Here is a 6149-nt window from a genome sequence, read left to right as displayed (position 1 = left end):
CTCGAGGACGAGGTGCGCGAGGCGCTGGTGGAGGACCCGCGCACCCCATCGCGCTCCAGTACCTCGCCGCCATGGACAAGCTCGACCCGGCCAGGCTGGCGCGCCGCTCGGTGGCCGCCCACCCTGAGGACCCGCGGGCGTGGACGTTCCTCGCCTCGGCGCTCGACGGCGAGGAGCAGGCCGGGGCGCGCGAGGCCGCGCTCCGGCGCGCCGCCGACCTGGCGCCCTCGAACCCGGCCGCGCTCCACAACCTCGCGCAGGAGCTGCTGGCGCGCGGCCGCTCCGGCGAGGGGCTGCCGTTCGCGCGCCGCGCCGCGCAGATCGCGCCCTGGAGCGCGCCGGTGCTGGCCGGGTACGCGGCGGTGCTGTCCGACCTGGGGCGCTGCGGCGAGGCCATCCCGCTGCAGCAGCGCGCGCTCGACGCGCTGCCGGAGCGCGAGCCGGCGGACGCGCGCCGCGAGCTGCTGCGCGGCCTCGACCGCTACGCGCTGCAGTGCCAGCTCGCCCGACGCCTCGAGCCCGCCGCGGCCGCGCGGCCGTGAGCTACCGGCGGCGCCGGGGACCGGGGGCCACCGCCCCCGGCGGCGCCGCGCGCAGGATCTCGAGGGCCGCGCGCAGGTCGGCCGGGACCGGCGCCTCCACCACCAGGCGCCGCCCGGTGCGCGGGTGGTCGAGGCCGAGCCGCAGCGCGTGCAGCGCCTGGCGCCCCACCGCCTCCGCCGCGCGCCGCGCGGGATCGTCGGGCGCGAGCCGGGCCTCGCGGCGGGTCCCGCCGTAGACCGCGTCGCCGAGCAGCGGGTGGCCCGCCTCGGACAGGTGGACGCGGATCTGGTGCGTGCGGCCGGTGTGGAGCGTCACCTCGGCGAGCGAGGCGGCGGCGCCGAACGCCTCGCGCACCCGCCACTCCGTCACGGCCCGGCGCGACGAGGTCACCCGGCCGGTGAAGCGCAGCCGGTCGCGCGGGTGGCGGCCGTAGGGCGTGTCCAGCCGGCCCGCCGGCGCGAGCGCGCCGTGGCACAGCGCCAGGTACACCTTCTCGACCGAGCGGCCCTTCCACTGCGCCTGCAGCGCCGCCAGCGCGGCCTCGGTCTTCGCGACCACCAGGCAGCCCGAGGTGTCCTTGTCGAGGCGGTGGACCAGGCCGAGCCGCGGCAGCGCGCCGTCCGGCCCGGCCGACGCCGGCAGCCCGAGCCGGTGGAGGAGCGCGTTCACGACGGTCGAGTGCGGCGTGCCGCGCGCCGGGTGCACCACCATCCCGGGCGCCTTGTCGAGGACGATGAGGTCGGCGTCTTCGTGCAGCACCGCGAGCGGCAGGTCCTGGGCGACGAGGCCGCTCGGCTCGGGCGGCGGGAGCTCGAGCTCGACGCGCTCGCCGCCGCGGAGGCGCGCCGAGGCCTTCGCGGCGCGCCCGTCCACCCGGACCCGCCCCGCCTCCACCAGGCGCTGGACGCGGGCGCGGGAGAGCTCGGGCGCGAGCCGGACCAGCGCCGCGTCGAGGCGCGCGCCGGCCAGCTCCGGGGGGACGTGCAGGGTGCGCCGGTCGGGCGTCGCGCCGCCTTCGGCGGGGGCGGATCCGGGCTCCGCGCGCGGCGGGGGCCGCGTCACCAGATGCGGGACTTCACGTGCCCCTTGGACTTCAGGATCACGTCCACGATGGCGCGGTCGTAGAAGTTGGTGCGGCCGTAGAGGTCCGGCGAGACGCGCGACCGGTACAGCTCGCGCCCCTCCTCCAGCTCCTCGCGCAGCGCGTCGAAGAAGTTGTCCTGCTCGATGCCGCGGACGATCTTCTCCTCGTTGTAGAGGGAGACGTCGGAGCAGATCGCCCGCGCCAGGCGCGTGGCGGCCTCGGGTGAGTCGATGAGCGGCATACGGGGGCGGATCGTACGCCGGCTTCCCGGGGTGGTCAACGATGCGGCCCGCACGCACCGTGGAACCCTGGTCTCCGTCCGCTCATCCCGAGCCTTCGGCTCGCTCGCTCATCCCGAGCGTAGCGCGGCCCTCCGGGCCGCGCGGAGTCGAGGGACGCTCAGGGTGAGCGGGTGCGGAGTCGAGGGACGCTCAGCGCGGCCGGGGCGCGCCGGGGCCGGCGGTGGCCGCGGCGACGCGCTCGAGATACGAGCGCGCCACCTTCTGGCCGTCGAGGCGCAGCTCGCGCGCCATGCTGAGCAGGATTCCGCGCAGGTAGACGGGCGCGGGCAGCAGCCCGAAGCGGTCGCCCTCGATGTTCTCGATGTGGTGGCGCGTGACCTTGATGCGCTCGGAGAGCTGCGGGAGCGTGATCCCGCGCGCCTCGCGGAGGCGCCGGAGCACCTCGCCGGTCCACGCGGTGGCGTCGGGCGCCGGCGCGCCGCCCGGGCCCGCGGCGGCCACCAGCGGGATGGGCTCGGGGGCCGCCTGCGCGACGGAGGGCAGCGGCACCGGGGTCATGGACGGGCCGCTCACCTCGCGCCGGAGCGGGATGGGCGGCGGCCGCGCCGGGAGCGGCGGCGGCTCGGCCGCGGGCGGCGGCGAGGTCGGCGCGGACGCGCCGGCGACGTGGCCCGGACGCAGCGGCCAGGACTCCTCGGCGCTCGCCTCCGCCTCGCGCAGCGCCTCCTCGCGGTCCGGCTGCGGCACGAGCGGGAGCACGCGCGCGGGCGGCGACCCCTGCGCCCCGGCGTCGGCCTCGGAGGTCTCCGCGTTCGCGGCGCCGGAGCGGTCGCCGAGCAGGTCGTCGTAGCGCCGCCGCGCGTCCGGGTCGAGGAGCGTGGACTGCGCCTCCTCGATCCGGCGCGTGAGCAGCGACGCCTCCTCGCTCGACATCAGCGTGTAGGTGGCGATGGAGCCCGGCCCGTAGAGCGCGCGGGCGCGCTCCACCGCCTCGGCGATGTCGCGCGACGACGCGTCGGGCGGGACCTCCAGGATCTCGTACAGGGTCTGATCTGCGAGCCGCTTCAGCACCTCATGCCTCGTGCCGCGCCGCGAGGTCGAGCGCCACCAGCGCGTCGGCGATCCCGGCGAAGGCCTTGGCGGCCCGGACGTCGGGCCGCTCGACGAGCAGCGGGCGGCGCGCGCGCAGCGTCCGCCACATCTCGTCGTCGTAGGGGATGAACCCGAGATAGTCCATCTCGAGCCCGAAGTACTTGCGCCACGCCGCCACCACGGCCTTGCCGACGTCGGCGTCCTGCGGCGTGCGCGCCTCGTTCACCACCAGCCGCGGGCGGAACGCGGCGAGCTGCCGGGCCAGGTTCGCGCCGGCCTCCGGATCGCGCTGGCTGACCGTGGTCACCAGCTCCACCGGGCTGCGGAAGTTGCCGCCGGCCATCACGGTCCGGAGCAGCGCCTCGTAGCCGTACACCTGCGCGACGTTCCGCATCCGCCGCCAGAACGCCGCCTTCACGAACCGGTAGGCGTTCTCGACCGCGGTCGGCTCCGGCACCAGCACCAGCACGCCGTGGTCGGCCACCAGGAAGAAGTCGAGCACGTTCGTGTGCGTGCCCGCCCCGAGGTCGAGGATCGCGTAGTCCACGTCGAGCTGCTGGATGTGGCGCAGCAGCCGCATCTTCTGGGCGTAGGGCGGGTTCGCGGCGTCGAGGTGGTCGAGCGCGCCGGAGACCAGCCCCAGGTTCTCGATGCCGGTGGGCGTGACCACGTCGTCGATGCGCGGCACGCGGCGCTCGATGAAGTCGGACAGCGTCCGCTTCGGGACGTCCAGGCCGAGCGTCGTGTGCAGGTTCGCGCCGCCCAGGTCGGCGTCCACCAGCACCACCCGCCGGCGGCGCCGGGCCAGCTCGATGCCGAGGTTCGCGGAGATGAGGCTCTTGCCGATGCCGCCCTTGCCGCCGCCGACCGCGACGATGCGCCGGGCGCGGATCGCGTCCGGGCGCGGCCCGGCCGGCCGGTGCGCGGGCTCCGGCTCCGGAACGGTCCTCACCAGCTTGAGCGTCGGCACGTCGCCCATCGCCTCATCCTAATCCGAAAGGACGACTACTCCAACAGCTCGGCGTTCCAGTATGCGGCGTCGGCCAGGGACAGGAAAGGCCGCCACTCGCGGTACAGCGCCCGCCGCGCCTGGCTCCGGAACGTGGGCGTCCAGCGCGGCCGGGTGGGCTGGCGCAGCAGCCGCATCCCGGCCTCCTCCGGCGTCCGCCCGCCCTTCCGCAGGTTGCAGCGCACGCACGAGCAGACCACGTTCTCCCACGTCGTGGACCCGCCGCGCGAGCGCGGGACCACGTGATCCAGGTTCAGCTCCGCGCGGCGGAAGCGCCGGCCGCAGTACTGGCAGGTGTTCTCGTCGCGCGCGTAGATGTTGAACCGGGAGAAGCGCACCCGCGCCCGCGGCAGGTGCTCGTAGGCGAGCAGCACGATCACCCGCGGCACCCGGATGCGCCGTCCCACCGTGCCCACCGAGTCGTGGTCCGCGGCGGCGGCCAGCGCGCTCCAGCTCTCGAAGTCGAACAGCTGGAACTGCTCGTCGAGCGCCTTCGCCACCCCCTGGTACAGCAGCGTGAAGGCGCGCCGCACCGAGGTGATGTGTACCGGCTGGTAAACCCGGTTGAGGACGAGGACGCCGGTTTCGAGCATCGCTGTTCGGAAGATCATACGCGGCGGGTCCTCCGGCCGCACGCGGGCCCGGGGGCGCGGATCGCCGCGGCCGTGTGGGTCGCGGTGCGCCCCTCCTCCGGGTCAGCCCTTGCCTCCGGCGCGGCGGAGCAGCCCCAGGGACGCCTCCTCGGGCGCGCCGTAGAGCAGCCGGTACGCGGCGTAGGACCGCAGCACGCGCTTCACGTAGCCGCGCGTCTCCTCCACCGGGATCTCCTCCACGAACTCGTCCACGTCGAGCCCGTCGCGCCCGCCCAGCCAGCGCCGGACCGCGCCGCCGCCGGCGTTGTACGCCGCGAGCGCGAGCGGGAGCGAGCCGTCGAACCGGCGCACCAGCTCGCCCAGGTAGTGCGAGCCGAGCCGGATGTTGAGCGAGGCGCGCATGAGATCGGTCCGCGTCGGCCGGGAGAGCTTCAGGCTCTTCGCCACCGACTGCGCCGTCGGGAGCATGAGCTGGGTGAGCCCGACCGCGCCGGCGCCGGACATGGCGCGCGGGTCGAGCGCGCTCTCCTCGCGCATGAGCGCCTGCACCAGCTCGATGGGCACGCCCGCGGGCGCCGCCCAGCGGCGCACGTCGTCGCGGTAGGCCGGCGGGTACGCGATCCGCCAGGCGCGCAGGTTCTCGCCCTCGGGCGGCTTGCGGAGCGCGCCGCGGGCGCGGGTGCGCAGCAGGTTGTGCGCGGCGCGGTGATCGCCGGCGCGGTCGAGCAGGTCGGCCACCAGCAGCACCGGCTCGGGCGCGTCGCCCGGCGCGCGCAGCCGCGCGGCGGGGATCGCCGACAGCTCCTCGGACGCGGCGCGCGGCAGCCCCATGCGCAGCAGCAGCAGGCCGGCGCGGAAGTGCGGCTCGTCGCGGAGCGGGCCCGGGTCGTAGACGGCCTCGGCGGTCCCGCCGGCGGGCGCCGCGCGGCGCGCGGGGAGGCTCTGGCCGCCGTGGCCGTCGAGCCGGGCCCGCGCCAGCAGGCCGTAGTAGTCGGTGGGGTAGCGCGAGGCGAGGTCGGTGAACACCGCCTCGGCGGCCCGCCGCCCGTCGTCGCCGCGCGCGGCGAGCAGCCGGGCGCGCCAGTACGCCGCCCGCGCGTGCTCGTAGCCGTCGCGGCCGGCCTGCTCCTCCTCCACCGCGAGGAGCTGCGCCACCGCGCCGTCCAGGTCGCCCGCCTGCTTCAGCAGCCACGCGAGCCGGAAGCGCGCCTCCTCGCGGTAGTCGCCGCCCGGGTGGTCGCGGACCAGCGCCGCCAGCGCCTCGCGCGCCTCCTGCGGCTTGCCGGCGCGCGCCAGCAGGTCCGCGGCGAAGAACAGCGCGTCGTCGGCGAAGGCGTGGCCGGGGAAGTCGCGCGCGAGCTGGCGGTAGAGCGCCACCGCCTCGTCGCGGTCGCCGGAGATCGAGGATGCGCCGGCGAGCAGGTACAGCGACCGGACCCGCAGCCCCTCGTCCTCGCAGCCCGCCACCACCGGCCGCAGCGTGTCGATCGCCTGCCGGTAGCTGCGCTCCTTGCGGTAGGCGCGGCCCAGCGCGGCGCGGGCGCGGCAGGCGGCGGCGCCGAGGTCGTCGGGGCGGAGCGCGGCCA

Annotated in this window: 6 protein-coding genes and 1 pseudogene; 1 reads left to right on the top strand and 6 read right to left on the bottom strand. The window is 76.7% G+C overall.

All coding sequences use genetic code 11. The features are described from left to right. Positions 1-542, top strand: a pseudogene (locus tag PSR1_RS20960) (hypothetical protein); the annotation flags it as partial. A gap of 1 nt (position 543) precedes the next feature. Here PSR1_RS20960 and PSR1_RS20955 read toward each other — a convergent pair. From PSR1_RS20955 to PSR1_RS20930, 6 genes are all read right to left on the bottom strand, one after another. After that, positions 544-1605, bottom strand: coding sequence for an RluA family pseudouridine synthase (locus tag PSR1_RS20955; protein WP_059439319.1), 1062 nt, complete (start codon positions 1603-1605; stop codon positions 544-546). Beyond that, a complete protein-coding gene (locus tag PSR1_RS20950) occupies positions 1602-1868 on the bottom strand; it encodes a hypothetical protein (RefSeq protein ID WP_041453476.1) in 267 nt (88 codons plus the stop codon). The genes PSR1_RS20955 and PSR1_RS20950 overlap by 4 nt, the downstream gene beginning before the upstream one ends. Before the next feature lie 190 nt (positions 1869-2058). Next, a complete protein-coding gene (locus PSR1_RS20945) occupies positions 2059-2940 on the bottom strand; it encodes a helix-turn-helix domain-containing protein (RefSeq protein ID WP_059439318.1) in 882 nt (293 codons plus the stop codon). A gap of 1 nt (position 2941) precedes the next feature. Next, positions 2942-3940, bottom strand: a complete 999-nt coding sequence (locus PSR1_RS20940) for a P-loop NTPase (RefSeq protein ID WP_059439317.1) — start codon at positions 3938-3940, stop codon at positions 2942-2944. Between the two features lie 26 nt (positions 3941-3966). Then, a complete protein-coding gene (locus tag PSR1_RS20935; RefSeq protein ID WP_059439316.1) occupies positions 3967-4563 on the bottom strand; it encodes an HNH endonuclease in 597 nt (198 codons plus the stop codon). Positions 4564-4665: 102 nt separating this feature from the next. Further along, positions 4666-6149 (bottom strand): transglycosylase SLT domain-containing protein (locus PSR1_RS20930; protein ID WP_059439315.1); only part of this gene is annotated, 1484 nt, incomplete at its 5' end.

This window comes from Anaeromyxobacter sp. PSR-1 (assembly GCF_000964525.1).
Classification (GTDB): Bacteria; Myxococcota; Myxococcia; order Myxococcales; family Anaeromyxobacteraceae; genus Anaeromyxobacter.
The sequence above is the reverse complement of the archived record's forward strand: the minus strand, read 5'-3'. Positions and strand labels throughout refer to the sequence as shown.

What these genes read in the sequence shown, in the direction of transcription:
- PSR1_RS20950 (WP_041453476.1), bottom strand. Translation starts at nt 1,868, where the DNA reads ATGCCGCTCATCGACTCACCCGAGGCCGCCACGCGCCTGGCGCGGGCG.
- PSR1_RS20940 (WP_059439317.1), bottom strand. Translation starts at nt 3,940, where the DNA reads ATGGGCGACGTGCCGACGCTCAAGCTGGTGAGGACCGTTCCGGAGCCG.
- PSR1_RS20935 (WP_059439316.1), bottom strand. Translation starts at nt 4,563, where the DNA reads ATGCTCGAAACCGGCGTCCTCGTCCTCAACCGGGTTTACCAGCCGGTA.